Source organism: Nocardioides sp. HDW12B (assembly GCF_011299595.1).
In the GTDB taxonomy this organism is placed as follows: domain Bacteria; phylum Actinomycetota; class Actinomycetes; order Propionibacteriales; family Nocardioidaceae; genus Marmoricola_A.
Genome location: NZ_CP049867.1, coordinates 3,830,260 through 3,855,960, shown reverse-complemented (window position 1 = coordinate 3,855,960; position 25,701 = coordinate 3,830,260). Strand labels below are relative to the sequence as shown.

At 73.7% G+C, this 25,701-nt stretch carries 26 protein-coding genes; 12 read left to right on the top strand and 14 right to left on the bottom strand.

Annotated elements, in window-relative coordinates:
• Positions 1-27 precede the first annotated feature (27 nt).
• The 3 genes from G7072_RS18050 to G7072_RS18040 all read left to right on the top strand — a co-directional run bounded on the left by G7072_RS18050 (position 28) and on the right by G7072_RS18040 (position 1,753).
• On the top strand, positions 28-696 hold the full coding sequence (locus G7072_RS18050) for a haloacid dehalogenase type II (protein ID WP_166088839.1): 669 nt from the start codon (positions 28-30) through the stop codon (positions 694-696).
• Positions 697-776: 80 nt separating this feature from the next.
• Entirely contained in the window at positions 777-1,544 is a 768-nt protein-coding gene (locus G7072_RS18045) for a DUF2975 domain-containing protein (protein ID WP_240917307.1), read from the top strand.
• Complete coding sequence (locus G7072_RS18040; protein ID WP_166088835.1) at positions 1,544-1,753, top strand: helix-turn-helix transcriptional regulator; 210 nt, start codon at positions 1,544-1,546, stop codon at positions 1,751-1,753. The genes G7072_RS18045 and G7072_RS18040 overlap by 1 nt, the downstream gene beginning before the upstream one ends.
• A 198-nt stretch (positions 1,754-1,951) precedes the next feature.
• On the opposite strand, the gene G7072_RS18035 is transcribed toward G7072_RS18040, so the two are convergent.
• The gene (locus G7072_RS18035; RefSeq protein ID WP_166088833.1) at positions 1,952-3,808 is read right to left on the bottom strand and encodes a HAMP domain-containing sensor histidine kinase; all 1,857 of its coding nucleotides are present in this window, start codon (positions 3,806-3,808) and stop codon (positions 1,952-1,954) included.
• Between the two features lie 158 nt (positions 3,809-3,966).
• On the opposite strand from G7072_RS18035, the gene G7072_RS18030 reads away from it, so the two are divergent.
• Entirely contained in the window at positions 3,967-6,366 is a 2,400-nt protein-coding gene (locus G7072_RS18030; protein ID WP_166088831.1) for a DUF6351 family protein, read from the top strand.
• A gap of 28 nt (positions 6,367-6,394) precedes the next feature.
• On the opposite strand, the gene G7072_RS18025 is transcribed toward G7072_RS18030, so the two are convergent.
• Positions 6,395-7,282, bottom strand: coding sequence for a winged helix-turn-helix transcriptional regulator (locus tag G7072_RS18025; protein WP_166088829.1), 888 nt, complete (start codon positions 7,280-7,282; stop codon positions 6,395-6,397).
• A 99-nt stretch (positions 7,283-7,381) separates the two neighbouring features.
• Between G7072_RS18025 and G7072_RS18020 the strand changes: the two genes are divergently transcribed.
• Positions 7,382-8,626, top strand: a complete 1,245-nt coding sequence (locus G7072_RS18020) for an MFS transporter (RefSeq protein ID WP_206063198.1) — start codon at positions 7,382-7,384, stop codon at positions 8,624-8,626.
• A gap of 22 nt (positions 8,627-8,648) precedes the next feature.
• On the opposite strand, the gene G7072_RS18015 is transcribed toward G7072_RS18020, so the two are convergent.
• From G7072_RS18015 to G7072_RS18000, 4 genes are all read right to left on the bottom strand, one after another.
• Positions 8,649-11,429 (bottom strand): FAD-binding and (Fe-S)-binding domain-containing protein, encoded by a 2,781-nt coding sequence (locus G7072_RS18015; protein WP_166090391.1) that lies wholly within the window; start codon positions 11,427-11,429, stop codon positions 8,649-8,651.
• The gene (locus tag G7072_RS18010) at positions 11,426-13,018 is read right to left on the bottom strand and encodes a GMC family oxidoreductase (protein ID WP_166088826.1); all 1,593 of its coding nucleotides are present in this window, start codon (positions 13,016-13,018) and stop codon (positions 11,426-11,428) included. The genes G7072_RS18015 and G7072_RS18010 overlap by 4 nt, the downstream gene beginning before the upstream one ends.
• A 22-nt stretch (positions 13,019-13,040) precedes the next feature.
• Positions 13,041-13,544: a hypothetical protein gene (locus G7072_RS18005; RefSeq protein ID WP_166088824.1), complete on the bottom strand. Its 504-nt coding sequence runs from the start codon at positions 13,542-13,544 to the stop codon at positions 13,041-13,043.
• A gap of 210 nt (positions 13,545-13,754) precedes the next feature.
• The gene (locus G7072_RS18000; RefSeq protein ID WP_166088822.1) at positions 13,755-14,558 is read right to left on the bottom strand and encodes an IclR family transcriptional regulator; all 804 of its coding nucleotides are present in this window, start codon (positions 14,556-14,558) and stop codon (positions 13,755-13,757) included.
• A gap of 139 nt (positions 14,559-14,697) precedes the next feature.
• On the opposite strand from G7072_RS18000, the gene G7072_RS17995 reads away from it, so the two are divergent.
• From G7072_RS17995 to G7072_RS17985, 4 genes are read left to right on the top strand one after another with little or no spacing between them, the layout of a single operon-like run.
• Positions 14,698-15,018 carry a putative quinol monooxygenase gene (locus tag G7072_RS17995; RefSeq protein WP_166088819.1) on the top strand — a complete coding sequence of 107 codons (321 nt, stop codon included), beginning with the start codon at positions 14,698-14,700 and terminating at the stop codon, positions 15,016-15,018.
• A gap of 56 nt (positions 15,019-15,074) precedes the next feature.
• A complete protein-coding gene (locus G7072_RS20130; RefSeq protein WP_240917036.1) occupies positions 15,075-15,257 on the top strand; it encodes an NAD(P)-binding domain-containing protein in 183 nt (60 codons plus the stop codon).
• A 10-nt stretch (positions 15,258-15,267) separates the two neighbouring features.
• Positions 15,268-15,762, top strand: a complete 495-nt coding sequence (locus tag G7072_RS17990; protein WP_240917035.1) for a hypothetical protein — start codon at positions 15,268-15,270, stop codon at positions 15,760-15,762.
• Positions 15,763-15,770: 8 nt separating this feature from the next.
• A complete protein-coding gene (locus G7072_RS17985) occupies positions 15,771-16,253 on the top strand; it encodes an MOSC domain-containing protein (protein ID WP_206063197.1) in 483 nt (160 codons plus the stop codon).
• 25 nt (positions 16,254-16,278) lie between these two features.
• Here G7072_RS17985 and G7072_RS17980 read toward each other — a convergent pair whose 3' ends face one another.
• Genes G7072_RS17980 through G7072_RS17970 form a run of 3 tightly spaced genes read right to left on the bottom strand, consistent with a single transcriptional unit; the run spans position 16,279 to position 17,370 of the window.
• Positions 16,279-16,584, bottom strand: coding sequence for a putative quinol monooxygenase (locus G7072_RS17980; protein ID WP_166088817.1), 306 nt, complete (start codon positions 16,582-16,584; stop codon positions 16,279-16,281).
• Positions 16,585-16,603: 19 nt separating this feature from the next.
• The gene (locus tag G7072_RS17975; protein WP_206063196.1) at positions 16,604-17,011 is read right to left on the bottom strand and encodes a hypothetical protein; all 408 of its coding nucleotides are present in this window, start codon (positions 17,009-17,011) and stop codon (positions 16,604-16,606) included.
• Positions 17,008-17,370 carry a hypothetical protein gene (locus tag G7072_RS17970; protein ID WP_166088815.1) on the bottom strand — a complete coding sequence of 121 codons (363 nt, stop codon included), beginning with the start codon at positions 17,368-17,370 and terminating at the stop codon, positions 17,008-17,010. Before G7072_RS17970 ends, G7072_RS17975 begins: the two co-directional genes overlap by 4 nt.
• Before the next feature lie 104 nt (positions 17,371-17,474).
• Between G7072_RS17970 and G7072_RS17965 the strand changes: the two genes are divergently transcribed.
• A complete protein-coding gene (locus tag G7072_RS17965; protein ID WP_206063195.1) occupies positions 17,475-18,311 on the top strand; it encodes a tryptophan-rich sensory protein in 837 nt (278 codons plus the stop codon).
• Here G7072_RS17965 and G7072_RS17960 read toward each other — a convergent pair.
• Positions 18,277-19,554, bottom strand: coding sequence for an AI-2E family transporter (locus G7072_RS17960; protein ID WP_166088813.1), 1,278 nt, complete (start codon positions 19,552-19,554; stop codon positions 18,277-18,279). The two genes, G7072_RS17965 and G7072_RS17960, sit on opposite strands and share 35 nt — an antisense overlap.
• 42 nt (positions 19,555-19,596) lie before the next feature.
• Complete coding sequence (locus G7072_RS17955) at positions 19,597-20,499, bottom strand: LysR substrate-binding domain-containing protein (protein WP_166088811.1); 903 nt, start codon at positions 20,497-20,499, stop codon at positions 19,597-19,599.
• A gap of 82 nt (positions 20,500-20,581) precedes the next feature.
• On the opposite strand from G7072_RS17955, the gene G7072_RS17950 reads away from it, so the two are divergent.
• Positions 20,582-21,523 (top strand): EamA family transporter, encoded by a 942-nt coding sequence (locus G7072_RS17950; protein ID WP_166088809.1) that lies wholly within the window; start codon positions 20,582-20,584, stop codon positions 21,521-21,523.
• Between the two features lie 39 nt (positions 21,524-21,562).
• On the opposite strand, the gene G7072_RS17945 is transcribed toward G7072_RS17950, so the two are convergent.
• Genes G7072_RS17945 through G7072_RS17935 form a run of 3 tightly spaced genes read right to left on the bottom strand, consistent with a single transcriptional unit; the run spans position 21,563 to position 23,555 of the window.
• The gene (locus G7072_RS17945) at positions 21,563-21,877 is read right to left on the bottom strand and encodes a rhodanese-like domain-containing protein (protein ID WP_240917034.1); all 315 of its coding nucleotides are present in this window, start codon (positions 21,875-21,877) and stop codon (positions 21,563-21,565) included.
• A 1-nt stretch (position 21,878) separates the two neighbouring features.
• On the bottom strand, positions 21,879-22,583 hold the full coding sequence (locus G7072_RS17940) for an MBL fold metallo-hydrolase (RefSeq protein WP_166088805.1): 705 nt from the start codon (positions 22,581-22,583) through the stop codon (positions 21,879-21,881).
• Positions 22,584-22,604: 21 nt separating this feature from the next.
• Positions 22,605-23,555, bottom strand: a complete 951-nt coding sequence (locus tag G7072_RS17935) for a LysR family transcriptional regulator (protein WP_166088803.1) — start codon at positions 23,553-23,555, stop codon at positions 22,605-22,607.
• A 73-nt stretch (positions 23,556-23,628) separates the two neighbouring features.
• Here G7072_RS17935 and G7072_RS17930 point away from each other — a divergent pair, with 73 nt between their 5' ends.
• Positions 23,629-25,689 carry an NADH:flavin oxidoreductase gene (locus tag G7072_RS17930; protein ID WP_240917033.1) on the top strand — a complete coding sequence of 687 codons (2,061 nt, stop codon included), beginning with the start codon at positions 23,629-23,631 and terminating at the stop codon, positions 25,687-25,689.
• Positions 25,690-25,701: the final 12 nt, after the last annotated feature.

Here is a 25,701-nt window from a genome sequence, read left to right as displayed (position 1 = left end):
GCTTCTCAGCGGCGGGAGGATGGGGTCATGACCGCCCTCGACCCCCGCCCCCGCGTCCTGGTCCTCGACGTGAACGAGACACTGTCCGACCTCAGCCACCTGCGCCGGCTCGTGGAGGAGGCCGGCCTGCCGTGGACGATCGTCGACCTGTGGTTCGCCCAGGTCCTGCGCGACGGCTTCGCCCTGGCGGCCGTCGGCGAGGAGGCGGGCTTCGCCGACATCGCCGCCCACTGCCTGCGCCAGCTCGCGCCCGACCTCGACGACGAGCTCGTGGACACCTTCGTCCGCGCCTTCGCCCAGCTGCCGCTGCACCGCGACGTCGCTCCAGGCCTGCGGGCGCTCGCGCGCCAGGGCGTGCCCGTGGTGACCCTGAGCAACGGGTCGGCGTCGGTGGCCGAGACGTTGCTCGAGCGCGACGGGCTGCGCGACACCGTCGGCCAGGTCCTCTCGGTCGAGGGCGCCGGGGGCTGGAAGCCGGCCGCAGCGGCGTACCAGGTGGCGCTCGACGCCTGCGGCCTCGACGATCCCGCGGACGCCGCGATGGTCGCCGTCCACCCGTGGGACCTGCACGGCGCCGAGCACGCCGGCCTGCGGACGGTGTGGGTGAACCGGCGCGGCTCGACGTACCCCACCTACTTCGCCGCGCCCGACCTGACGGTCCGCTCCTTCGAGCACCTCGCCTCGGAGCTCACCTGACGCCTTGCATATCGTGAAACGATATGCACATACTGTTGCGCAGTAAGTCCTCTCCGCGAAACAGTAAGGACGTGATCGACATGGTCGGCTCCTCACGCGGCATGCGCGCCGCCTCCGTCGCCGTCCTGGTCGGGTGGGTCGGCGCCCTGCTCGCAGCGGTCGTCACCGCCGGCGTCGGGGTCGCGGGGCTGGCCGGATGGAGCGACTCGTTCGTCCAGCGCGTCGACCTGTCCGGCGGCCTGGGCCTCGTCGAGCTCGACGTCGCCCCGACGTGGGAGGCGGGCGGTGTGCGCGAGATCTGCGCGGAGGTCGACCTGCGCGACTACCCGACGGAGTGCCTCGGGTTCATCCTCGACGACGGCTCGGGCGACTCCCAGGTCGGTGGCGTCGTGCGGCAGGGAGACGTCGTGCCCCAGTCGATCGAGCTCCGCGGCCCGCTCGTCCTCGACGCGGAGCCGGGCTGGAACGCGCTGCTCGCCTCGCTGTTCGCGATGCAGGTGCTGGCGCTGCTGGTCGTCACGGTGACGCTCTTCCAGCTGTGGCGGCTGCTGCGGACGGCGGCGCGCGGGGAGCCGTTCACCGGCGAGGCGGTACGCCGCCTGCGGACGATGGGCGCGCTGCTGCTGGGCTGGGAGCTGGTCGAGCCGGTGCTGTGGCTGTTCCTGAGTCCGAAGGCGTGGGACTACAACGAGGGCGGCTTCGGGCCGACGGGGTGGCTGCAGCTCGGCTCGATGGAGCCCGGCGGGCCGAGCCTGACCGTGATGGCCTTCGGCGCACTGCTGCTCCTGCTGGCGCAGGTGTTCCGACGCGGCGCGGACCTGGCCGACGAGCAGCGACTGACCGTCTGATGGGCATCGAGGTGCGGCTCGACCACATGCTGCTGGAGCGGCGGATGACGCTGACCGAGCTCGCCGATCGGGTCGGGATCACGGTGGCCAACCTGTCGGTGCTCAAGACCGGCAAGGCCAAGGCGGTGCGGTTCGGGACGCTCGAGGCGATCTGCCGGGAGCTCGACTGCCAGCCGGGCGACCTGCTGAGGTACGTCGACACGGATTGACGCCTCGCGCGTCCACAGCTGACGTTTCGCGCGTGCACGAGTGACGTTTCGCGCGAACATGACCGACGCTTTGCGCGTGCACGAGTGACGCTTCGCGCGTGCACGAGTGACGCTTCGCGCGTGCACGAGTGACGCTTCGCGCGTGCACGAGTGACGTTTCGCGCGTGCACGACTGACGTTTCGCGGTGGGGGGCGGCGTCAGGGGGCGAGGGGGAGGAGCACCGAGAAGGTGCTGCCGGTGCCGAGCTCGGAGTCGACGACGAGCTCGGCGCGGTGGCGCTCGACGATGCGCTGCACGATGGCGAGCCCGAGCCCGCTGCCGGGCTGCGCCTGGGCGTCGGGGTTGGAGGACCGGTCGAACTCGTCGAACAGCCGCCCGAGGTCGTCGGCGGAGATCCCGAGCCCGGTGTCGGAGCAGCGGAAGGCGGCGCGCCCGTCGACCGGCTCCAGGCACAGCGTGACCGACCCGCCCTCGGGGGTGTACTTCACCGCGTTGCCGACGATGTTGACCATCATCCGGGCCAGCTCGTCGCGCTCCCCGCTCACGACCAGGTCGCGCTCCGGCCGCGCGACGTCGATCCGCAGCCCCTTGCGCTGCGCCTGCACGCCCACCGCGTCGACGACCTCCTCGACGAGGGGGCCGAGCGGCACCGGGCTCGAGACCAGCACCCGGTGCGGGTCGCTGACCTTGGCCAGCAGCAGCAGGTCGTCGGTGAGGTTGACCAGGCGGGTCACGTTGCGCTCGATCGCCTCCATGCCGCGCCCGCCGACCCCCTGCTCGGAGAGCAGCTCGACGTAGCCGCGGATCGCGGTCAGCGGGTTCTTCAGCTCGTGGGTGATCGTCGCGATCATCTCGCCCTTGTAGCGGTCGAGCTCCTGCAGCTCCGCGACCAGCTCGCGCTCGCGCTGGTAGAGGTGCGTCCGGTGGACCACGCGCCCCATCTCGCGCCCGACCTCCAGGGCGGCGTCGCTCTCCGCCTCGGTCCAGGCCGACCCCTCGGCCGCGCGCACCAGCGTCAGGTAGCCCACGCAGCTGGCGCCCGAGCCCAGCGGCACCAGCATCACCCCGGTGGCGTCGAGCCCGGTCATCATGATGCGCAGCAGCGCCAGGTCGACCGGGCCCACGAGGTCCTCCGGCGGCACCGCGAGCTCGTCGACGACGCAGGTGGTCTTGCGCGCCCAGCACTCCCGGGCGATCCGCTCGCCGAGGGCGAGCAGCTCGACGCCGCTCAGGCGCTCCCCCAGCTCGGCCAGGCGCGGCGCCATCGAGTCCAGCAGGTCCGGGGGGTACGTCGCACCGGCCCCGGGAGCGTGCCCCGCACCGGACCTGCCCTGGTCGTCGACCTGGTCGAGCACCCGGATGAGGAGCCGGTCGCAGCGGAAGCCGTCGGCCAGCGGCACGAAGCTGTCGTCGATGATCGTCCTCAGGTCGAGCTCGCGCGACGCGGTCTCCAGGATCGTCCGGACCGCCGCCCCCAGCCGGATCCGCTCGTTGAGGCGAGCGCGCTCCTGCGCGTGGTGGATGGCCAGACCGGCCTGCACGGCGTACATCTCGAGGACCTGGCGCGCCAGCGGCCCGGGGCGGCGGCGGTTGACCGGGACGTCGACGCTCAGCACCCCGACGAGCTCGCCGGTCGGTCCCTCGAGCGGCGCGTAGAGGGCGTCGAGCGGGTGCCACGCGTCCGGCACGTCGAGCGGCTCGATGTCGGGGACCCAGCTGGTCTCGGCGTCGGCCTCGAGCCGGTCGTGGGGGACGAACTTGAGCAGTCCCCACGGCTCGGCGATGTCGAACTCGGCGAGGATCTCGATGAGCGGGATCCGTCGTGACTTCATGGTCGCGACGGCGTCCGGGTCGCCGGCCACGGCCAGCGCCTCGACGTAGCCGTGGTCGTCGACGCAGTCGATGACGGCGACCTCGAAGCCGAGGACGTCGACGACGCCCTGGGCGGCGGTCTGCAGCACGCCCTGGAGGTCCTCCATCTCGTGGACGGAGGTGATGATGGCGTGCAGGCTGCGGAGGGCGAGCACCTCGGGAGAGGTCCCGGTCTCCGACACGTCAATCCCCCCTCTGCACCAGGTCGAGAGTACGTCTGTCCACCCACCGAGCGGGAGGGAACGGACGGTTCTCGTCGGGCCAAGCCGTGTCGCGGACCCGCTCCGAACGGTAGCGTCGAGGGGAAACGGTCGTGATCAGACCGTCCGGAGGAGTGCTCATGCCTGTCAGTCGTCCCGCGCGTCGTCGCGCGCCCCTCACCACCGGTCCGGGAGCCGCTCTCGCGGCGACCGTGCTGGCCGGCCTCCTCGCCGCGCCGCTGGTCGCGGCCGGCCCGGCCGCCTCCGCGCCGACGTCCGCGAGCGCGACCGGCCCGAGCGCAGCGAGCGTGGCGGTGAGCCGCGCCCGGGCGGCCGTGAAGCCGCTGGCCATCCGCGTCGAGTCCAACCGGGCCGACCTCGTCTCGGGCGGGGACGCACTGACCACGGTGGTGCTGCCGCCTCGGGTGGCGCCGCGCGACGTCCGGGTGCGCCTCAACGGCGACGACGTCACCCGGCAGTTCCGGGTGCGGCCCAACGGCCGCTTCCAGGCACTGGTGCGCGGGCTCGACGTCGGCCGCAACGTGCTGGTGGCCCGGGCGCCGGGCCGCGAGGGTCGCCGTACGGTCGTGAACCACCCCGACGGCGGACCGATCTTCTCCGGCCCGCAGCTGCAGCCCTACACGTGCCAGGCCGGCGCCCTCGACGCGCAGTGCCGCCAGCCGGCGACGTACTCGTTCCTCTACAAGTCCACCGACCCCCGCAAGCCGGGGCTGCAGCCCTACGACCGGGACAACCCGCCGCAGGACGTCGCCTCCACCACCACCGACGAGGGCGTGCGGGTGCCGTTCATCGTGCGGCGCGAGGACGGCTTCCAGGACCGCGACCGCTACACGATCCTGACGCTCTTCCGGCCCGGTCGGGACTGGAAGCCGTGGAAGGCGCAGGACCAGTGGAACGAGAAGGTCGTGGTGCCGCACGGCGGCAACTGCGGCGCCGCCTACGCCCCCGGCGACCCGCGGCTCGACGACTACTCGGGCACGATCCCGGAGACGCCCGGCTACGAGCAGAGCTACGTCGCCGCGCTCGGCCAGGGCTTCGCGGTGCTGTCGACGGCGCTGAACAACACCGGCCACAACTGCAACCTGCCCATCGAGGCGGAGTCGATGATGATGGCCAAGGAGCGGCTCGTCGAGCAGTACGGCCCGATCCGCTACACCATCGGCACCGGCTGCTCCGGCGGCTCGATCGCGCAGCACACCATCGCCAACGCCTACCCCGGCATCTACCAGGGCCTGGTCACCAGCTGCTCCTACCCCGACACGTTGACCGCCGGGGCGCAGTTCGCCGACTACCACCTGCTGCGGCGCTACTTCGAGGACCCGTCGCGGTGGGGCGGCGGCGCGGTGTGGACCGAGCCGCAGATGGCGGAGGTGGAGGGGCACCTCTCGCACATGAACGCGATCGCCGCCGACGAGGGGCTGTTCAAGGAGGCGATCAACCCGGAGAGCGCCTGCCCCGGGACCCGCGACACCGTGGCCGGCGACGAGTCGACCCGCTTCGACTCCGAGACCAACCCCGGCGGGGTGCGGTGCTCGATCCTCGACATGATGGCGACCACGCTCGGCGTACGTCCGGAGTCGGACTGGAGCGCGACCGAGCAGGCGGCCGGGCGAGGCTTCACCGGCGTGCCGTTCGCCAACACCGGCGTGCAGTACGGCCTCGGGGCGCTGCAGAAGGGGCTCATCACGCCGGCGCAGTTCGTCGACCTCAACGTGAAGGTGGGCGGCCTCGACATCAACGCCGACCCGGTGCCCGAGCGTCTCGCCGGCGACCGCACGGCGATCGAGAACGTCTACCGCAGCGGGCTCGTCAACGAGGCGAACCACCTCGACGAGGTCGCGATCATCAACCACGGCGGGCCCGACCCGGGCATCGCCCACGACTACAGCCACGCGTTCTGGACCGAGGAGCGGCTGCTCGCCGACCAGGGCGACACCGGCAACCGGGTCATGTGGTTCGGCCCGACCCCGCTCATCGGCGACCTCGACTGGGCGAAGGACGCGCTGTTCGCGATGGACCGCTGGCTGAGCGCCGTCGAGGCCGACCGTCGCTCGGTCCCGCTGGCCGCCAAGGTCGCCGACGACCGTCCGGCCGACGTCACGGACCGCTGCCAGGTCGAGGGCTTCGAGACGGTCGGGACGCCGGCCGAGCCGGTGTGCCGGATGCCCGCGCTGCAGACCCGGCTCGGGACGCCGCGGCAGGTCGCCGGTGGGCCGGTGGCCAACGACACGGTCGCCTGCGTGACGCAGCCGCTCGACCGCAGCGACTACGTCTACGACGCGGGTGACCTGCCGGTGCCGTTCACCGACGAGCAGTGGGCCGCGCTGGAGGAGCTCTTCGCCGACGGCGTCTGCGACTGGTCGCGTCCCGGGGTCGGGCAGGGCCCGGCCGAGACCTGGCTGCGCTACGGCACCGCTGGCGGGGCGCCCATCTACGGCGGGGAGAACCTGCCGGCCCCGCCCGCCGCCTCCGGCACCGGCTGGTCGGCCCCGTCGTTCCGCGAGCTGCTGCGCCAGTAGCGCCGGGCGGGCGGGCTGGCAGGCGGGCTCAGGTGAGGCGGGTCAGCTCGGCGAGCATCTCGGCGACCGAGCCGGCCGGGTCGGTGATCGGCATCTGCGCCGCCCGCACCACCCCGGCGGGGTCCAGCAGCAGCGTCTGCCGCTTGTAGCGCTCCTGGCCGGCCGAGCGGAACACCGGAAGCCGGAGCGTCGAGGCCAGCCGCAGGTCGTCGTCCGAGAGCAGCGGGAACGGTGCGCCGACGTGGTCGCCGAAGGCGCGCAGCTCGTCGGGACGCTGGCTGCTGACCCCGACGACGTCGGCGCCGGCGGCGAGGAACCGGTCGTACGCCGCGGCGTACGTCGTCACCTCGAGCGTGCAGCCGCGGGTGCCGGGGATGTCGCCCCAGCCCGGCGGGTAGGGCCCGGGGCCGTCGGCAGCGCCCGGCGCGAAGGCACCGGGGAAGCAGAAGACCACCCGCCACCCCTCTTCCCGCCGTACGTCGTGAGCTCCGCCGTCCGCCCCGGTCAGCACCGTCGACGGGACCGTCCGCCCGACCAGGGCGTGCACGCGCGCCGACTCGGCCGAGGTGCTGGCGGCGGTGGCGGTCAGCGAGCCGTCGCCGAGGAGGTGCCGGTCGCCGAACTCCTGGAGCGCGACGAGCACCGGGAGCAGCCCCTCGCCGCGGGGGGTGAGCACGTAGTCGTGCCGTGGCGGCCGGGTCGAGTACGCCCGGCGCTCCAGCACGCCGTGGTCGACGAGGCCGGCGAGCTTCTCGGTCAGCGTGCGGCGGCTGACGCCGAGCGCACCTTGGAGGCCGTCGAAGCGGGTGACCCCGCCGGCGACCTCGCGCAGCACCAGCACGGTCCACCAGTCGCCGACGACGCCGAGGGCCTGCGCGATGCCGCAGTCGGCGTCGGCCAGGTCCTCGCGTCGCATGAGCCCATCCTCTCCCACCCGTCGAGACCGCGGCGGCTCGACAGATCCCGACCCATCCTAGTAGGTTCCGATTTAGAACCCACTAGACGAGGAGAGCCCGTGACCCACGACGACGCCCGCCGCTTCTGGACCTACTGGGGTGCCAGCACGACCAGTGCCGTCGGCTCCGCCGTGAGCGCGGTGGCCCTGCCGCTGACGGCCCTGCTGGTGCTCGACGCCTCGACCTTCGAGATGGGCCTGCTCACCGCCGCGTCGTACGCCGCCTGGCTGGTGCTCGGCCTGCCCGCCGGTGTCATCACCCAACGGCTCCCGCTGCGGCGGCTGCAGCTGACGACCGACCTCGTCCGCGCCCTCGCCGTCGCCTCGGTGCCGCTCGTGTGGTGGCTCGGCGGGCTCACCCTGGCCCACCTGCTGCTGGTGGCGCTGGTCGTGGGGTGCGCGAGCGTGCTGTTCGACGTCGCCAACTCGACCTTCCTGCCGAGCGTGGTGCCTCGCGAGCAGCTGCAGTCGCGCAACAGCCTGATGAGCGGCACCTTCGCCGCCACCCAGCTCAGCGGCCCACCGGTCGGGGGCGGCGCGGTGGCGCTCGTCGGCGCGGCCCCGGCGCTGCTGCTCGACGCCGTCAGCTACCTCGTCTCCGCGCTGCTGCTGCGACGGCTGCCGGAGGCGCAGGCCCCGCAGGTCGCCCGTCAGCCGATGCGGGACATGATCCGCGAGGGCTGGCACTTCGTGACCCGTCACCGGGTGATGGCCCCGTGCATGTGGGACGCCACGGTGACGAACTTCGTGTGCGGCGGGCAGATGGCGCTGTTCGCCGTCTACCTCGTGCGCGACCTCGACGCGACGCCCGCACTCGTCGGTGTCCTGCTGGCCGCGGAGGGCGTCGGCTCGCTCGTCGGCGCTGCCCTCGCGCCGCGGCTGGTGCGGGCGTTCGGCTCGGCGCGGGTCTGCCTGGCCGGCGGGGTCGTCTCCGTGGTCGGCGCATTCCTGATCCCGGTCGGGGACGGTGCGGTGGGGGCGGCGGTGTTCGCCCTCGGCAACGTCGTGTTCGCGCTCGGCGTGGTGCTGCTGAGCACCACGACCCGGACCTACCGCCAGATCGCCAGCCCGCCGGAGATGCTCTCGCGCGTCATGGCGACGGTGCGGTTCGTGTCGTGGGGCGCGATCCCCCTCGGCGGCCTCGTCGCCGGGTCCCTCGGCGCCTGGCTCGGGCCGCGCGGGGCGCTCGTCGCGCTGGCCGCGGTCACGGTGGTGAGCCCGCTCATCCTGCTGGCCAGCCCCGTGCGACGGCTGCGCGACCTCGAGGACTACGAGGCCGAGCCGGCGGTCGCCGTACCGGGCTGAGACCACGGGCTGGGTCGGCCGGTCAGCGGGTGGCTTCCTCCAGCACCTCGAGGACGTGGCGGTACTCCTGGCCGGTGGCGCGCGACATGCCGATCTCGCAGGTCCGGTTCCCCGAGACGTACGCCGCGTAGGTGCGGCCCGCGAGCTCGGCCGCCTCAGGGGCGGTCGCCGAGGCCGTCAGCTCGGGGTGGAGCATCCCGCGGTCGCCGGCGAAGCCGCAGCAGCCCCACGCCGCAGGCACCACGACGTCGTCGGAGACCACCCGCGCCAGCGCGACGAGGGCGTCGGTCGACCCCAGGGCCGTCGAGGAGCAGGTCGGGTGGACCGCGACGGACGCGACCGGCACCGACACCGAGAGCCGCGGCGCCACGTGCGAGGCCACGAACTCGGTCGCGTCGAGCACGGTGATGCCCTCGGCCTTCGCCGTCTCCAGCGCGATGATCACGCCCTCGGCGCAGGAGGAGGCGTCGACCACGACGGGCAACCGGCCCCCATCGGTCGCGGCCTGCAGCGACGCGGCCACCATCGCCGACATCCGTCGGTGGCCGTCCAGGTGGCCCTTGGACTTCCAGGGCGTCCCGCAGCACAGCGACGGCAGGTCGTCGGGGGTCCGCAGGGACACCCCGGCCCGCTCGCACAGCGCCACCAGCGCCGAGGTCGCGCCGCCGCCGAACATCGTCCCCACGCACGCCGCGAACAGCACCGCGTCCGGCGCGGACGCCGACAGGGACGGGCGCGGTGCGCCGCCGCGGCCCAGTCCAGGGTCGTACTCGGGCACGTTGTCGGTCCCGACCACCTTGCGCGCGGCCCGGGAGACACCGACGGTCAGCCCACCAGGCAGCTTGTCGGCCGCGGTCAGCGCCAGCGAACCGGCGCGCGTGGCGGCGCCCCAGTGGCCGGCCGCGGCGTTCCAGGCCCGCTCGGTGACGGCGCCGTTCGACTCGGCCCGCAGCCGCCGCACCAGCGCCCCGGTGTCGATGTGGACCGGGCAGACGGTGGCGCACATGCCATCCGCGGCGCAGGTCTGCACGCCGTCGTAGTCGTAGTCCTCGGCCAGCGACGCCGCCAGCGCGTGGTCGCCCCGCTGGGTCGCCGCCTTCTGCTCGCGGCGCAGCACGATCCGCTGCCGCGGGGTCAGGGTGAGCGACCGCGACGGGCACACCGGCTCGCAGAAGCCGCACTCGACGCAGCGGTCGACCTCCTCCTCCACCTCGGGCACGACCTTGAGGTCGCTGATCCAGGCGCGGTCGTCGTCGGTCAGCACGATGCCGGGGTTGAGCATCCCACCGGGATCCACCAGCCTCTTCAGCCCGCGCATCACGTCGGCGAGCTCCGCGCCGTACTGCCGCTCGACGAAGGGCGCCATGATCCGCCCGGTGCCGTGCTCGGCCTTGAGCGTGCCGCCGAGGCCGAGCACGAGGTCGACCATCTCCATGGTGAACGCCTCGTAGCGCTCGAGCTTGTCCGGCGAGCCGAAGTCCTCGTTGAGCATGAAGTGCAGGTTGCCGTCGCGGGCGTGGCCGAAGATGACCGATCCCTCGTAGCCGTGCGCGTCGAACAGCTTCACCAGGCTCTGGCTGAGGTCGCCGAGCTCGGCGACCGGGACGGCCACGTCCTCCAGCAGCGCGCTGGTGCCCAGCGGGCGGGCGCCGGCGACCGCGGAGTAGAGGCCCTTGCGGGTCGTCCACAGCCCGGCGCGCTCGGCGGCGTCGGTCGTCATCGCGGCCTCGGTCTCCAGCGGCAGCGACCCGAAGGCGCGCACCGCCGCGTCCTGCATCCCGGCCAGCTCGTCGGCCTCGCGGGCCTGCAGCTCGACGAGCAGCGCGGCCTGCTCGGCCAGGCGGACGCCGCGGATGGCCGGCGGGCACTTCGGGTCGGCCTGGGCCACCCGCAGCGACTGGGCGTCGAGCAGCTCGGCGGTCGCCACCCCGGTCGCCACGATCGCCTCGACGGAGGCCGCCGCGGCGTGCAGGTCAGGGAAGACCAGCAGCCCGGTTGCCACCTGGGGCAGCACCTCGACGGTGCGGAAGACCGCGGACGCCACGAACCCGAGAGTGCCCTCCGAGCCGATGGCCAGGCGCACCAGCATCTCGACCGGGTCGTCGTGGTCGAGCAGCGCGTTGAGCCCGTAGCCCATCGTGTTCTTGAAGCTGAACAGCCGCTCCAGCGTCGCCACCGACCCGGCGTCGGAGCGCACGCGGTCGCGCAGACCGGTCAGCCCGGCGTACAGCTCGGGCTCGGCGGCGCGCAGCAGCGCGTCGGCGTCGGGGCGCACGGAGTCGACGACGGTGCCGGAGGCCAGCACCAGCACCATCGACTCCAGCGTCCGGTAGGTGTTGAGCTCCGTGCCGCACTGCATGCCGGAGGAGTTGTTGGCGATGACGCCGCCGATGGTGCAGGCCAGCTCGCTCGCCGGGTCCGGCCCCAGCCGACGCCGGTACGGCGCCAGCCGGTTGTTGACCGCGCGCACGGTGACGCCCGGCTCGACGCGGACCCGGGCGCCGTCGTCGAGGACCTCGACGCCCTGGAAGTGGGTGCGGGTGTCGACCAGCACGCTGTCGGTCACGGCCTGCCCCGAGAGCGACGTACCCCCGCCGCGCAGCGTCAGCGGGACGCCGAGACGGGTGCAGGCGCGCATGACCTCCGCGACCTGGTCCGCGCCGCGCGGGATCGCGACCGCCTGCGGGTGCAGCAGGTAGTGGGAGGCGTCGTGGGCGCGGGCCAGCAGATCGAGCGGGCGCTCGGTGACCTCGCAGGTGAGGTCACCGAGCGCCCGTCGGGCCTGGGTGTCGAGGAGGTTCAGAGCTCACCCTTCCCGAGCCGGTCGGCGATGTGCTCGGCCTGCCGGATCGCCAGCGCGACGATGGTCAGCGTCGGGTTCGCCGCTGCACCGGTCGTCATGACCGAGCCGTCGCTCACGAACAGGCCCGGTACGTCGTGCGCCTCACCGTACGCCCCCACGACACCGTCCTCCGGGCGCGCGCTCATCCGGCAGGTGCCGAGGTTGTGCGTCGCCGGGTACGGCGGGGTGTGGTGGGTGCCGACCGCGCCCACGGCCTCGTAGAGCATGTCGGCGCGGCCGTAGCCGTGCTCGCGCATCGCCACGTCGTTGGGGTGGTCGTTGAACGACACGTCGGGGGCGGGCAGGCCCCACTGGTCCTTGAGGCCGGGGTTGAGCGTGACCCGGTTGGTCTCCTGCGGCAGGTCCTCGCCCACCACCCACATGCCGGCGGTGTTCTCGTAGGCGTCCATGACCTCGGTGAAGCCGGGGCCCCACTCGCCGGGGTCGGCGAACGCGGCCAGGAAGGCCGGCCCGAGGGACAGCGTCTCCATGTAGTAGCCGCCGGCGAAGCCGCGCGACGTGTCGAGCCGCGCCTCGTCGGCGATGATCCCGGCCATCGTCTCGCCGCGGTACATGTGGACCGGCGAGTCGAAGCGGGCGTAGACCGAGCCGGTGGTGTGGCGCATGTAGTTGCGGCCCACCTGGCCCGAGGAGTTGGCCAGGCCGTTCGGGTGCAGGCTGCTGGCGCTCATGAGCAGCAGGCGCGGCGACTCGATCGAGTTGCCGGCCACGCACACGACCTTCGCGGCCTGGCGGTGCAGGTTGCCGGCCTTGTCGAGGTAGAGCACGCCGTTGGCGCGACCCTGCGCGTCGTGGGTGACCTGGACGGCGTGGGCGCTGGCGCGCAGGTCGAGCTTGCCGGTCTCCAGGGCCCGCGGGACCTCGCGGACGGCGGTGCTCCACTTCGCGGTGGACTTGTCGCCCTGGAAGTTGAAGCCGTCCTGGATCGAGGCGGGGCGGCCGTCGTACGGCTCTGCGTTCGTGCCGTAGGGGCCGGTCGCGTAGAACTTGTAGCCGACCTTCTCCGCCCCGTTGGCGAACACCTTGTAGTTGTTGTTGGCCGGCAGCGCGGGGCGGCCGTGGCGGTGGGTCGAGCCGATCGCCTTCTCGGCGGCGTCGTAGTACGGCGCCAACGTGTCGAGGTCGATCGGCCAGTCGAGGAGGTTCGCGCCCTCGATGTCGCCGTAGTACGACTTCGTCTTGAACTCGTAGGACCGGAAGCGCGGGGTGGCGCCGGACCAGTGGGTGGTCGAGCCGCCGACGGCCTTGACGATCCACGCCGGCAGGTTGGGGAAGTCCTTGCTGACGCGGTAGCCGCCGGACGCGGTGCGGTTGTCGAGCCAGGCCATCTGGTTGAACGCGGCCCACTCGTCGTTCTCGTAGTCCTCGGGCTTGAGGAACGGGCCGGCCTCCAGCACCACGCAGGGGATGCCGCGCTGGGTCAGCTCGTAGGCCACGGTGCCGCCGCCGGCGCCGGAGCCGATGATGACCACGGCCTCCTCGTCGTGGCCGATGGCGGTGCCGAACTGGTCGATGTCGTGCGTGCTCATGTCGTGTCTCCTTCGGTCCGGCTCAGCGCTGGGCGGGCTCGTCGTCGGGGGCCACCTCGACCAGCCGGTCGGGGCCGTCGTACTCCTCGATGCGCGGGCTGGGGAGCCAGTCGAGGTCGTCGAAGCCGCGGTCGACGTAGCCGCCCTGGGAGAACGACTCGCCCTCGTAGCCGAGCAGGTCCCACACCTCGTGGTCGTTGTAGAGGGTCACGACGGTGACGCCGCGGACGAAGGCGAAGAACTCGGCGCCCTCGATCTCCTTCAGCAGCGCGTACGCCGTCGCGTCGTCGAGCGCGGCGAAGGTGTCCGCGCCGTGGCCGGCCGCGGCCGCGTCGAGGGTGGCGAGGCCCTGGCCGAGGACCATGCGGTGCCAGATCGTCGCGTCGGCCTGCTTGATGATCTCGTCGGCCGTCCGCTCGTAGGGCCCGTCGGGGAAGCGGGCGTGCGGGTAGGCCGCGCGCAGCAGCCGGACGAGGTTGGTGCGGGCGGTCTGGTCGAGAGGTGCGGCGGTGACGGCGTCGGCCATGGGTCCTCCTGGGGCCTTCGGTACGTGATGGCCGTCACGTTAGGCCGCCGCTCGCCGTACCTGAACCTGCGTTATCGCCCCCCGAGAACCCACCCCGCACCCCCCCGGGCAACCCGGCAGAACCACGCACAAGTTCGTTCATGTGGCTCGAGAGGTGCTCACGCGTCACATGAGCGAACTTGTGACCGAAAAGGGCCGCCCCGGGTGGGGTCAGGAGGTGTGGCCGGAGCGGAAGAAGCGGCTGACCCTCGAGGCGGTGGCGCGCAGGGCGGCCTCGACCACGGCGCGCTCGGCGTCGGTGGCGAGCCGGGCATCGGGGGCCGAGACCGCCACCGAGCCGACGAGCGAGCCGTTCCCGGCGCGTACGGCGGCCGCGGCGCACGTCGCCCCGGGCTGGAACTCGCCGAACTCCCACGCCACGCCCCGGTCGGCGACCGTCGCGAGCTGTTGGTGGAGCTCGGCGTGGCGGGTGATGGTGCCGGGCCCGAAGCGGGGCATCGGCTCGGGGTCGAGGTGCCGCTCGACCTGCTCGGGCTCCATGTTGGCCAGCAGGATCTTGCCGAGCGCGTGGGCGTGCGGGGCTTCGTGGAAGCCGAAGTCGATGGGCCGCAGCCGCGGCGCGGCCGGCGAGTCGGAGGTGTGCACGACCACGATCTGCGAGCCGCGGTGGACCGCGAAGTAGGCCGCCACCTGCATCTTCTCGTGCAGCGCGTGGACCTCGGCGCGGACCTGGCGCGGCACCCCGATCTGCTGGTGCAGCGAGACCCCGAGCGCGTGCAGCTTGTAGCCGAGCTCGAAGCGCTTCTCCTCGCGGATGTGCACGAGGTAGTCGCTGTCGAGCAGCTCGCGCGCGAGCCGGTAGACCGTCGGCAGCGGCAGCCCGGTCGCCTCGGCGATCTCCTTGGCCGACGCGCCGCCCTGCGCGGCGACCACCTCGAGGATGTCCAGCGTGCGGTGGACCGACCCGGGCCGGGAGGGGGCCCCGTCGGGCGCGAGGTCGGAGGCCGTGCTCATGGTCACAGCCTGCCACGAGACCGGTTGCGCACAACAGGTTCCGGCTTTCTCAGTCCGTGACAGGTCCGGTGGTCCACCACGTCGCATCGGTGGCAGGCTCGCGGCGTACACCGTGACCCCGGACCCGAGGAGGAAGCCGATGATCTTCATCTGCGTCAAGTGGAAGATCAAGCCCGAGTACGCCGACCAGTGGCCCGAGCTCGCCCGTGACTTCACCGAGGCGACGCGCGCCGAGGAGGGCAACCTCTTCTTCGAGTGGTCGCGCAACGTCGAGGACCCGCACCAGTACACGCTGATCGAGGCCTTCAAGGACGACGCCGCCGAGGCCCACGTGACCTCCGACCACTTCAAGCAGGCGCAGGCCGACCTCCCGCAGTACGTCGTCGAGACCCCGCAGGTCCGCAACATGCAGATCCCCGGCGACCACTGGGACGAGCTCGGCGAGTTCCAGATCTCCTGACCCGCACGCGCGCCGTACGCCGGAACAACGGCGTGCGGCGCGCTGTTGAGGCCACCATGACCACGACCTGGGGCTTCATCGGAAGCGGCAACATCGGCAGCACCGTCGCACGGCTGGCCCTCGCGGCCGGCCACGAGGTGGTGATGAGCAACAGCCGGGGGCCCGAGACCCTCGACGGGCTCGTCGCCGAGCTCGGCCCGGGCGCCCGCCACGGCGGAGGAGGCGGCGAAGGCCGGTGACGTGGTGGTCGTGACCATCCCGCTCAAGGCGTACCGCGACGTGCCGCAGGCCCCGTTGCGCGGCACGCTCGTCCTCGACACCATGAACTACTACCCCCAGCGCGACGGCGAGATCGCCGAGCTGGAGGACGAGTCGACGACCACCTCGGAGCTGCTCGCCGCCCACCTGCCGGAGTCGGCCGTGGTCAAGGTCTTCAACAACATCTACGTCGGCCACCTCGGCTCGCTCGGACGCCCGAGCGGCGCGCCCGACCGCAGCGCCCTGGCCATCGCCGGTGACGACCCGACGGCCAAGCAGACGGTGTCTCGCCTACTCGACGAGATCGGGTTCGACACCCTCGACCTCGGCCCCCTCGCCGAGGGGTGGCGCACGCAGCGCGACACGTCCGCCTACGGCACGCCGTACGCCGCGGACCCGGCCGACTGGAGCGCCGGCGGCCGCCAGGTCACCGCCGAGGAGCTGTCCGAGGCGGCGCAGCGCGCCCAGCGCTACCGCGACCAGTGACTCCGCCGGTGGGGGTCGGCGACCAGCCGACGCTCGACCTGGACGGGTGGTCGCCCGACCTCCCGCGCGTCGCGTCGATCCACGTCGCGAAGGGCCGCCGGCTGCCGATGCGCGCCGTCGACGAGGTGTACGCCGAGGCGGGGCGCGGCCTGGTCGGTGACCGCTACCACGGCGCCAAGCACCGCCACGTCAGCGTGCAGAGCCTGACGTCGCTGGCCGACGCGGCCGAGCGGTACGGCGCGGAGGTGCCCGCCCACCTCACCCGGCGCAACGTCACGCTGACCGAGGGCGAGATCCCGACGACCCCCGGCACCCGGCTGCGCGTCGGGGAGGCCCTGCTCGAGGTGGTGCGGGTGGCCGCGCCCTGCAAGCTGCTCGACGACACGATCGGCGTCGGGGCGCAGCACGCGCTGCGCCACCGCGGCGGTTCGGTGTTCCGGGTGCTCGAGAGCGGCACCGTCCGGGTCGGCGACCAGGTCGAGCCCGTCTGACGCCGGGCCGGTGGGACCCGCCGGCTCAGGCGACGGGCAGCAGCGGGTGGATGCCCGGCGGGAGCGCCAGGTGGCCCTCGGTGGTGGCCAGGGCCGCGGCGATGTGCGGCGTCGTCATGTGCGTCGCGAGGTCCTCGGCCGAGCGCCAGGTCTCGACGGTGATGAAGGTGCCGGCCACGGCGGCGGACTCGAAGAGCTCGTAGCTGACGCAGCCCTCCTCCCCGCGGGTGGCGGCGACCAGCTCGGTGAGGGCGTCGCGCACGACGTCGTGGGAGTCGGGCAGGGCGACGATGGTCGCGACGACGCGCTGACCGCTCGGGGAGGAGTCCATCGTCGGAGCGTACGGCCGATCAGGCGCCCGCGACGGAGGAGCGCGAGGACCGGGCCAACCAGAACAGCCCGACGAACGGCAGCACGAGCGGGAGGTAGCCGTAGCCGACCCCGAAGTCGGACCACACGGTTGCGTCGTCGAACCACTCCGGGCGCAGGTCGCTCACGGTCCCGACGGTGATCACGCCGACCGCCTCGACGATGCACGCCACCCACGCCACGCGGGTCGCCCGCTCCCCGTCGCGGGCGAGGCCGACCGTCGCGGCGACGTACACCAGCGCGGCGAACGCCGACAGGGCGTAGGCCACCGGGGCCTCGCCGGCCTTGGTCAGAAGCTGCACCGTCGAGCGGCCGGTCGCCGACAGCGCGAACACGGCGTACACCGCGACGAGCAGCCGGCCGAAGCCGGACCCGGTCCGCCCGCTCACACGCCGGACCAGATCTGGTCGAGCCGCAGCTCGAGGAAGGCGACGACGGCCAGCGCGATGAGCAGCACCGCCGTGCCGGCGCGCGACGGCTCGCCCAGCGCCCAGGCCAGGCCGGCCGGCAGCACGAGCAGCGAGCCGATGAGGTAGCCCACGAAGGTGACGGCGCCCCCCTCGGCGCTGCCGTCACCGGCGAGCAGCACGATGCCGGCGACGAGCTGCACCAGCAGCGCCAGCTCGAGCACGACCAGGCCGCCGACCAGCCAGTCGGTCGGACGCCAGCCGCGGACGACGTGGAGGACGGTCGCCAGGAGCAGGACGAGGCAGCCGAGGTAGACCCCGGTCTCCAGCGCATCGATCACGCCGCCATCCTGCCAGCCGGCCCGGCCTCGACCCGCCGGGCCGCGACGGTCGGGGCACCACACCCGGGGGTGTGACGCGAGGGACACGGGGGGACGGTGGGCGCATGACGGTCACGCCTCCTCGCACACCGCCGGCCGGTGCCGGCCGGACCGACGCGCGGCCGTCCCCGGCGGACCGGGCCCGTCAGGTGACGGTGACCGCCGCCGAGATCTTCTGCGTGCTCGGCACGCTCGTCGGGGTGGGCGTCCTCGGCACCCCGGTCGAGAGCTCCTCGGGCGGGGCGCTGTCGGCCGACGCGACGCTGCTGGCGCCGGCCGGCACGGCGTTCTCGATCTGGTCGGTGATCTACGTCGGGCTCGCCGCCTACACGGTGCTGCAGTGGCTGCCGGGCCAGGCGACCAGCGCCCGGGACCGCTCGATCGGCTGGCTCGTCGCCGCCTCGATGGTCCTGAACGCCGGGTGGCTGCTGGTCACCCAGCAGGGCTGGATCGAGCTCAGCGTGCTCGTCATCGTGGCGCTGCTGGCCGTGCTCGTCGCCGTCGTACGCCGCCTGGACCGGCTCCCCGCCCACGGCGCCGTCGACCGGGTGGTGCGGGACGCGACGTTCGGGCTCTACCTGGGCTGGGTCGCCGTCGCGAGCTTCGCCAACGTCGCGGCCGTTCTGGCCGCCTCGTCGCTGACCGCGCCCGAGCCCGTGGTGGTGGCCGCGGCGCTGGCCGGGCTGGTCGCCGTCGTGGCGCTGCACCTCTTCGTGGCGCGGCTCGTCGGTCCGCGCTGGACCGTGGTCGGCGCCACCGCCTGGGGGCTCGTGTGGGTCACCGTCGGGCGGCTGACCGACACCCCCGAGTCGCTGCTGGTCGGGATCGGCGCCGCCGTCGCGGCGGTCGCCGTGCTCGCGATCCCTCTCACCGCTCGTCGCGACCGGGCGGCTCGCGCCTGACCTCCCCGGCGGCCGCGGGACCGCCGACGCCCGTGCCGGCGCCCGTACGGTCGTCGTCGTCGGGGCCGCTGCCGGGGTCGACGTCTGTGCCGTCGCCCGACGCCTCACGGTGGGGTTCGGCCTCGCTCGGCAGCGGCGTCCGCCACGACCGGGCGACGGTGTTGACGATCGCCATCGCGGGGACGGCCAGCACCGCTCCCGTGATGCCCAGCAGGAACGAGCCGAGCGCGACCCCGACGATCACCGCCCAGGGATGCAGGTTCACCGCCTTACCCATGAGGACCGGCTGGAGCACGTGGCTCTCCACCTGCTGCACGACGAGCACGACCGCCAGCATGATCAGCGCCTCGGTCACGCCCTGCGAGCCCAGCGCGATGAGCACGGCCAGACCGCCGGAGAACACCGCGCCCACGATCGGCACGAACGCGGTGAGGAAGACGATGAGCACGATCGCCTCGACGTAGGGCAGTCCGAGCAGCCAGGCCCCGACCCCGATGCCGATCGCGTCGACGGCCGCCACCACGGCCTGGGTCCGGATGTAGGCCTGGAGCGCGGTCCACGCCTGCGCGGCGGCCCGGTCGGTCCGCTCCCGCTGGTCGCGCGGCAGCAGCCCGGCCGTCCAGCGCCAGATCCGGCCGCCGTCGGCGAGGAAGAAGAACGTCGTGACCAGGGCGAGCAGCATCGCGGTCAGCAGCGAGGCCGCGGACGTGCCGAGCGACAGCACCTGGTCGGCGACCTGGCCGCCGTTGCCGGTGAGCCACTGCTGGAGCTGCTCGACGGCCTGGTCGACCTGGTCGCCGGTCACGCCCAGGACGCCGTCGTCGACCCGGGTCTGGACCTCGCCGAGGATGTCGGGCAGCGAGGCGACCAGGCGCCGTACGCCGTCCCCGAGCTGGGCGCCGCTGGCCCAGCTCGCGCCGACGACGAGGGCCAGGAAGGCGAGCATCGTCAGGGCACTGGCGGCGTAGGCGGGCATCGCACGCCGCAGCAGGGCGGCGACCGGGCTGAGCAGGGCCGTCAGCAGCAGCCCCACGAGCACCGGCACGAGCACCGGGCGGGCGGCGTCGGCGACCACCACCAGCACCACGGCGGCGAGCGCGATCCCGACCACCTGCCACGACCACTGCGCCAGGCGGGCGACTCCCCCACCGGGCGGGTGACGGTGCTCGGGCACCGCGGTCGACCCCTCCGGGTCGAGGGCGGGCGTGGCGGGGCCGGGACGGGCGGGTTCCGAGGCGCTCATCTCCCCATGGTGACCCGCCCGGTCGAACCGACCGGCCGAGGCTTAGGACCGCTGGGCGGCGAGCCGCTCGAGCACCAGGCGCAGCGGTGGCCACGCCTCGCGGCCCGCCCGCACCACGGCGTACGCCCGCTGCGTCAGCGGGGGGTCGCTCAACGTGAGGACGCGCACACCCGCGGGCTCCGCCCCGGGCGCGGGGAGCGGGAGCAGCCCGACCCCCAGCCCGTCACCGATGAGCCCGGCGACCAGCTCCAGGCTGTCGATGCGGTGCTCGATGCGCGGGGTGAACCCGGCCATCGAGGCCAGCGTGCGCACCGCCTCCTCGTCGGCGGTGTTGCGCGAGTTGGTGATCCAGGGACGCTGCGCGAAGTCGGCCAGGACCTCGGTCGACGTGCGGCGGACCTCCTGCGCGGGCGCGTCCGCGGCGGGGACGGCCAGCCCGTAGGGCACCGTCCACAACGGGCTGACCGCGAGCCGCGCGGGCCACGCCGCCGGGGCGAGCGTGTAGTCGTAGACCAGCGCGAGGTCGACGTCGTCGGCCGCCAGCAGGTCGAAGGACTCGAGCGGCTCGTGCTCGGCGAGATGCAGCCTGACCTGCGGGTACGTCGCCGCGAGCTCGGCGACGAGCGGTTGCAGCGCGCGGCGCACCCCGGTGCCGAAAGAGGCGACGCGCACCGTGCCCACCGGCTCGGCCTCGGGGTCGAGGTCACGCCGGGCCGCCTCCACCGCGGCCAGCACGGTGACCGCGTGGTCGGCCAGCCGGCGGCCGGCGGCGGTGAGCCGGACCCGGCGCCCGACGGGCTCGAGCAGCGGTACGCCGACCTCGCTCGCCAGGGCGGCCAGCTGCTGGGAGACCGTCGAGGTGGTGAGGCCGAGCTCGTCGGCCACCTCCCGCATCGAGCCCAGGCGCGACAGCTCCAGGAGCAGCTCGAGCCGGCGGACGTCCACGCCACCATTGTTCACCTTTGCCGAACACCACGTCCACTCCTGTCACGTGGACGCGAACACTTGAGTCTTGGACCCTGGAGCCATGACCGACCTGCTCCTGCCCGCCCCGGTGACTGCCCCGGGCCCTGCCCGCCTCCGTGCCCCGCGTCGCCCCCTCGGACGTGCACCCCACGGTGCCCCGCGCCGCTCCCCGGCCCGCGAGGGCGCGGCGATGGCGCTGGTCGCGATGACCTCGGTGCAGCTCGGCCTCGCCCTGTCCGTGGGTCTGATCGACGCCATCGGCGTGGTCGGCGCTGCCTGGCTGCGGCTCAGCGTCGCCGCCCTGGTCCTGCTGGCCATGGTCCGCCCCCAGCGGCTGCACTTCCCGCGCGGTGCGCTGCGCACGACGATCGCCCTGGGCGTCGCCACCGCCGGCGTCTCGCTGCTGTTCATGGCGGCCGTCGCCCGTCTGCCGCTCGGGACGGCGACGGCGCTGGAGTTCCTCGGCGCCCTCGGGGTCGCCGCGCTGCGCAGCCGCGGCCCGGCCCGGCTGCTGCCGCTGCTCGCGCTCGCCGGCGTCGTGCTGCTGACCGAGCCCTGGTCGGGAACGGTCGACCTCGTCGGGGTCGGGTTCGCCCTCGGCTCGGCCGCGTGCGTCGCGGGGTACATCCTGCTGACGCAGCGGGCCAACGACGCCGTCGAGGGCCTCTCGGCGCTCGCGCTGTCGCTGACCGTGGCGGCGCTGCTCACCACGGTCGTCACCCTCGCCGTGTCGCCGGCGACCTTCTCGGCGGCCGGTGAGGTGCTCGTGCTCGGGGTGGTGGCGGCGCTGCTGCTGCCGCTGGTGCCGTTCGTGCTGGAGATGATGGCGCTGCGCCGGCTGACCACCGCGGCCTTCGGCACGCTGATGGCGCTCGAGCCCGCGATCGCCCTGCTCGTCGGGCTGGTCGCGCTCGGGCAGGTCCCGAGCCCGCTCGCCGTCGTCGGCATGGGCCTGGTCGTCGCCGCCGGGGTGGGCGCCACCCGCACCGGCGCGCGCGTCTGACCCGCGCCGCGTCCGTGCCCGGGGGCTGACCCGGGTCGCTCAGAGACCCTGGTCGTAGGCCTTGCCTGCGCCGACCCAGGCCCGGGTGCCACCGGCGACGTTGACGGCGTCGAACCCCTGGGCCACGAGGAACTCCGCCGCGGCGGCGCTGCGCGCCCCGACCGCGCACACGACGTAGAGCCGCCGGTCGCGCGGCAGCTCGGCGAGCGCGCCCTGCAGGGTGCCCAGCGGGACCAGCCGCGCCCCGGGCACGTGGGCCTGGGCGAACTCGGCCGGCTCGCGGACGTCGACCAGCTCCACGTCGGAGCCGGCGAGCAGCGCGTCGAGCTCGTCGACGTCGATCTCGGCGACCACGTCAGGCCGCCTTCGCCAGGAACGTGCGGATGGCCTCGCGGGGCCGGTCGGTGATCTCGGGGCCATGGGTGAAGGCCGCCGTCGTGTAGTCGAGCTCGGCGAGGTGGTGGGCCGTCTGCTGGGTCATGCGGAAATCAGAGCACAGCATCTTCATCGGCCACCGCAGGCCCAGCACGTTGAAGATGGCGTCGCCGGTGATGAGCAGGCCGGAGTCGCGGTGGAGGTAGGAGCAGTGGCCCGGCGAGTGCCCGGGCGTGTGGACGACCTCGAGCCCGCCGGCCACGTCGAGCACCTGACCGTCGCGCAACGGCTCCTCGGCGACGGGTGCCGGCGGCGCGCCGCCCTGGGGCAGCAGCCGGGCCAGGAGCGACGTACGCACGGTGGGGTCGGTCGGGGGCTGGGTGCCGGTGCGGACGTAGTCCGCGTCGTCGGCGTGCACGCTGACCTCGCGCCCGGTCCGCTCCGCGACGTACGCCGCGCCACCTGCGTGGTCGGGGTGGCAGTGGGTCAGCAGCAGCCGGGTGACGTCGGAGGGGTCCGACCCGATCGAGGCCAACGCCTTCATCACCCGCTTGCCCGAGAAGGGCAGCCCCATGTCGAGGACGGTCACCTGCCCGTCGGCGTCGCGCAGCAGGAAGCCGTTGGTGAAGTCGCCGATGAGCGGGACGCGCCAGATGCCCTCGGCGAGCGGGACGGTCAGGGCCATGCGGCGATCCTAGGCGCCGGGTCAGACGTCCAGGCTCTCCTGGTGGTACGTCGCTCGCCCGGGTGAGGCGACCGAGGCCGCGACCCGCCGCAGCTCGTTCAGCGCCAGCCGGATCTCGGGCTGGTCGGAGGTCCCCCGCCGCACGCTCGTGCGGACGTGACGCACCGGGGCGTCGCGGCCGTGGAGCTCCACCCGGACCAGGTCGGAGCCGGCCGGCAGCCGGGCCAGCCGCGGGATGAGCGCCACGCCGAGGCCGGCGGAGACCAGGGCCGCGCCGGTGTCCCACTCGACCGCTCGGTGGGCGTGGGACGGGGTGAAGCCGGCCGCCGTGCAGGCGCTGACCGTGAGCTGGTGGTAGGGCTTGCCGGGGCGGTCCATGATCCACTCCTCCCCCGCGGCGTCGGCCAGGGTCACCCCGTCGGCCTCGGCCAGGCGGTGGCCGCTGGGCACCAGCAGGTCGAGGGTGTCGCTCAGCAGCGGTCGTTGCTCGAAGCGGCCGTCGTTGGTCGCCGGCAGCGGGTCGGTGCCGACCACGACCGCGAGGTCGACCTGCTCGGCCAGCAGCAGCTCGAAGCAGACCTCCGGGTCGGCCTCGGTGATCTGCACGACCGAGTCGGGGAAGGCGGCCCGCGAGGCAGCCGCGACCGGGGGCAGCAGGACCGACGCCGCGGTGGAGAACCCGGCCAGCCGGAGCTGGCCGAGCGACCCGCCGCCACCGGCCCGCTGCACCTCGCCGCGGATCTCCTCCCACCGGGCGAGGAGCTCGTCGGTGTGGCCGATCAGCGTGCGGGCGGCCAGGGTGAGCCGCACGTTGCGGCCGTCGGGCTCGAGCAGCCGCACCCCCACGTCGCGCGCCAGGGTGCGCAGCTGGTGGGAGACCGCCGAGGGCGTGTAGCCGAGGTCGGCGGCCGCCGCGGAGATGGTGCCGCGCTCGGCGACCACCCGGAGCACGCGGAGTCGCGGATCGATCATGCAACAGGATTGCACGATGTTTGGTGAGAACCCGCGCTTTTCGCGCACGGTCGTGCGCCATGAGGATGGATCCGTGCCCTCGATCGACCCTTTGCTGGAGCCCTTCACCCTGAAGGGCCTCGAGCTGCGCAACCGCGTCGTCAGCACCTCGCACGAGCCCGCCTACACCGAGGACGGGATGCCGAAGGACCGCTACCGGCTCTACCACCTCGAGAAGGCCCGCGGCGGGGTCGGCCTCACGATGATCGGCGGCTCCGCCGTCGTCTCCCCCGACAGCCCGCCCGCCTTCGGCAACATGCTGCTCTACAAGGACGAGATCGTCCCGTGGCTGCGCCGGCTCACCGACGACTGCCACGAGGCCGGCGCCGCGGTGATGTGCCAGGTGACGCACCTGGGTCGTCGTACCTCGAACTTCACCGGCGACTGGCTGCCGCTGGTCTACCCCTCCGGCCTGCGCGAGGCCCAGCACCGCTCCTTCCCCAAGGCCGCCGAGGCCTGGGACGTCGACCGCATCGTGCGCGACTTCGCCGACGCCGCCGCCCGCTGCGAGGCGGCCGGCCTCGACGGCATCGAGATCGAGTCCTACAGCCACCTCTTCGACGCCTGGGTCTCCCCGGCGACCAACCGGCGCGACGACGCCTTCGGGGGCAGCCTCGAGAACCGGCTGACGTTCCCGCTGCGCGTGCTCGACGCCATCCGGGCCGCCGTGTCGCCCGACTTCGTCGTGGGCGTCCGGATGACGATGGACGAGTGCCTGCCCGACGGGCTCGGCCTCGACGACACCCTCGACATCGTGCGGCGCTACCGCGAGCACGGTGTCGACTTCCTCTCCGTGATCAAGGGCGGGCTCGACTCCGACGCCCGGCTGGCCGCCGCGATCCCGTCGATGGGCACGCCGACCGCGCCGTTCCTCGAGTTCGCCGGGCAGGTGCGCCGCGCCCTCGACGTGCCGGTCATGCACGCCGCCCGCATCGGCGACGTCTCCACCGCCCGCCACGCCATCCGCGACGGCCTGCTCGACCTCGTCGGGATGACGCGGCCGCAGCTGGCCGACCCCCACCTGGTGGCGAAGGTCGCCCGCGGCGAGGAGGACCGGATCCGGCCGTGCGTGGGGGCGTCGTACTGCCTGGACGCGATCTACGAGTCCGGCGACGCCAAGTGCATCCACAACCCGGCGACCGGGCGGGAGCAGTCGCTGCCCCACGTCGTGGCCCCCACCGTGGGGCGGCGCAAGCGCGCCGTCGTCGTCGGCGCCGGCCCCGCCGGTCTCGAGGCCGCCCGCGTGCTCGGCGAGCGCGGCCACGACGTCGTGCTGATGGAGGCGGCCGACCGGCCCGGCGGCCAGGTGCTGCTCGCCGCGTCCGGCGCCCGCCGCCGCGACCTGATCGGGATCGTCGACTGGCGGGTGGCCGAGGCGAAGTACAGCGGCGTCGACTTCCGGTACGGCGTCTTCGCCGAGGAGGAGACCGTGCTCGCCGAGCGGCCCGACGTCGTCGTGGTCGCCACCGGTGGCATGCCCGACCGCTCGTTCTTGTCGGCCGGACAGGATCTCGTCCTCGACACCTGGGACGTCATGGGCGGCACCGGAGGGGCACCGCGCCCCGGCGACCGGGTGCTCGTCTTCGACGACCACGGCGGCGAGCCCGCCCTCGACGCGACCGAGCAGCTCGCCCGCTCCGGGGCCCGGGTCGAGCTGGTCACCCCCGAGCGGATGGTCGGCGTCTCCGTGGGGTCGATGAACAGCCCCGCCTACCTGCGGGCCTTCGCCGAGCACGACGTGACCCTGACCGTCGCGCGACGACTGGTCGCCGTGCGGCGGGCCGAGCCCGGAGCCGGCGGCCGACTGGTCGCGACGCTGGCCAGCGACTACAGCGACACCGCCGTCGAGCGGGTCGTCGACCACGTCGTCGTGGAGCACGGCACCGTGCCCAACGACGACCTCTACCACGCGCTGGTGCCCGGCTCGGTGAACCTCGGGGAGGTCGACCACGACGCCCTGCTCGGGGGCGAGCCGCAGCAGGTCCGCACCAACGCGGACGGGTCGTACCAGCTGTTCCGGGTCGGCGACGCCGTCACGAGCCGCAACATCCACGCCGCGGTCCTCGACGCGCTGCGTCTGTGCATGACGGTCTGAGCAGGAGCACCG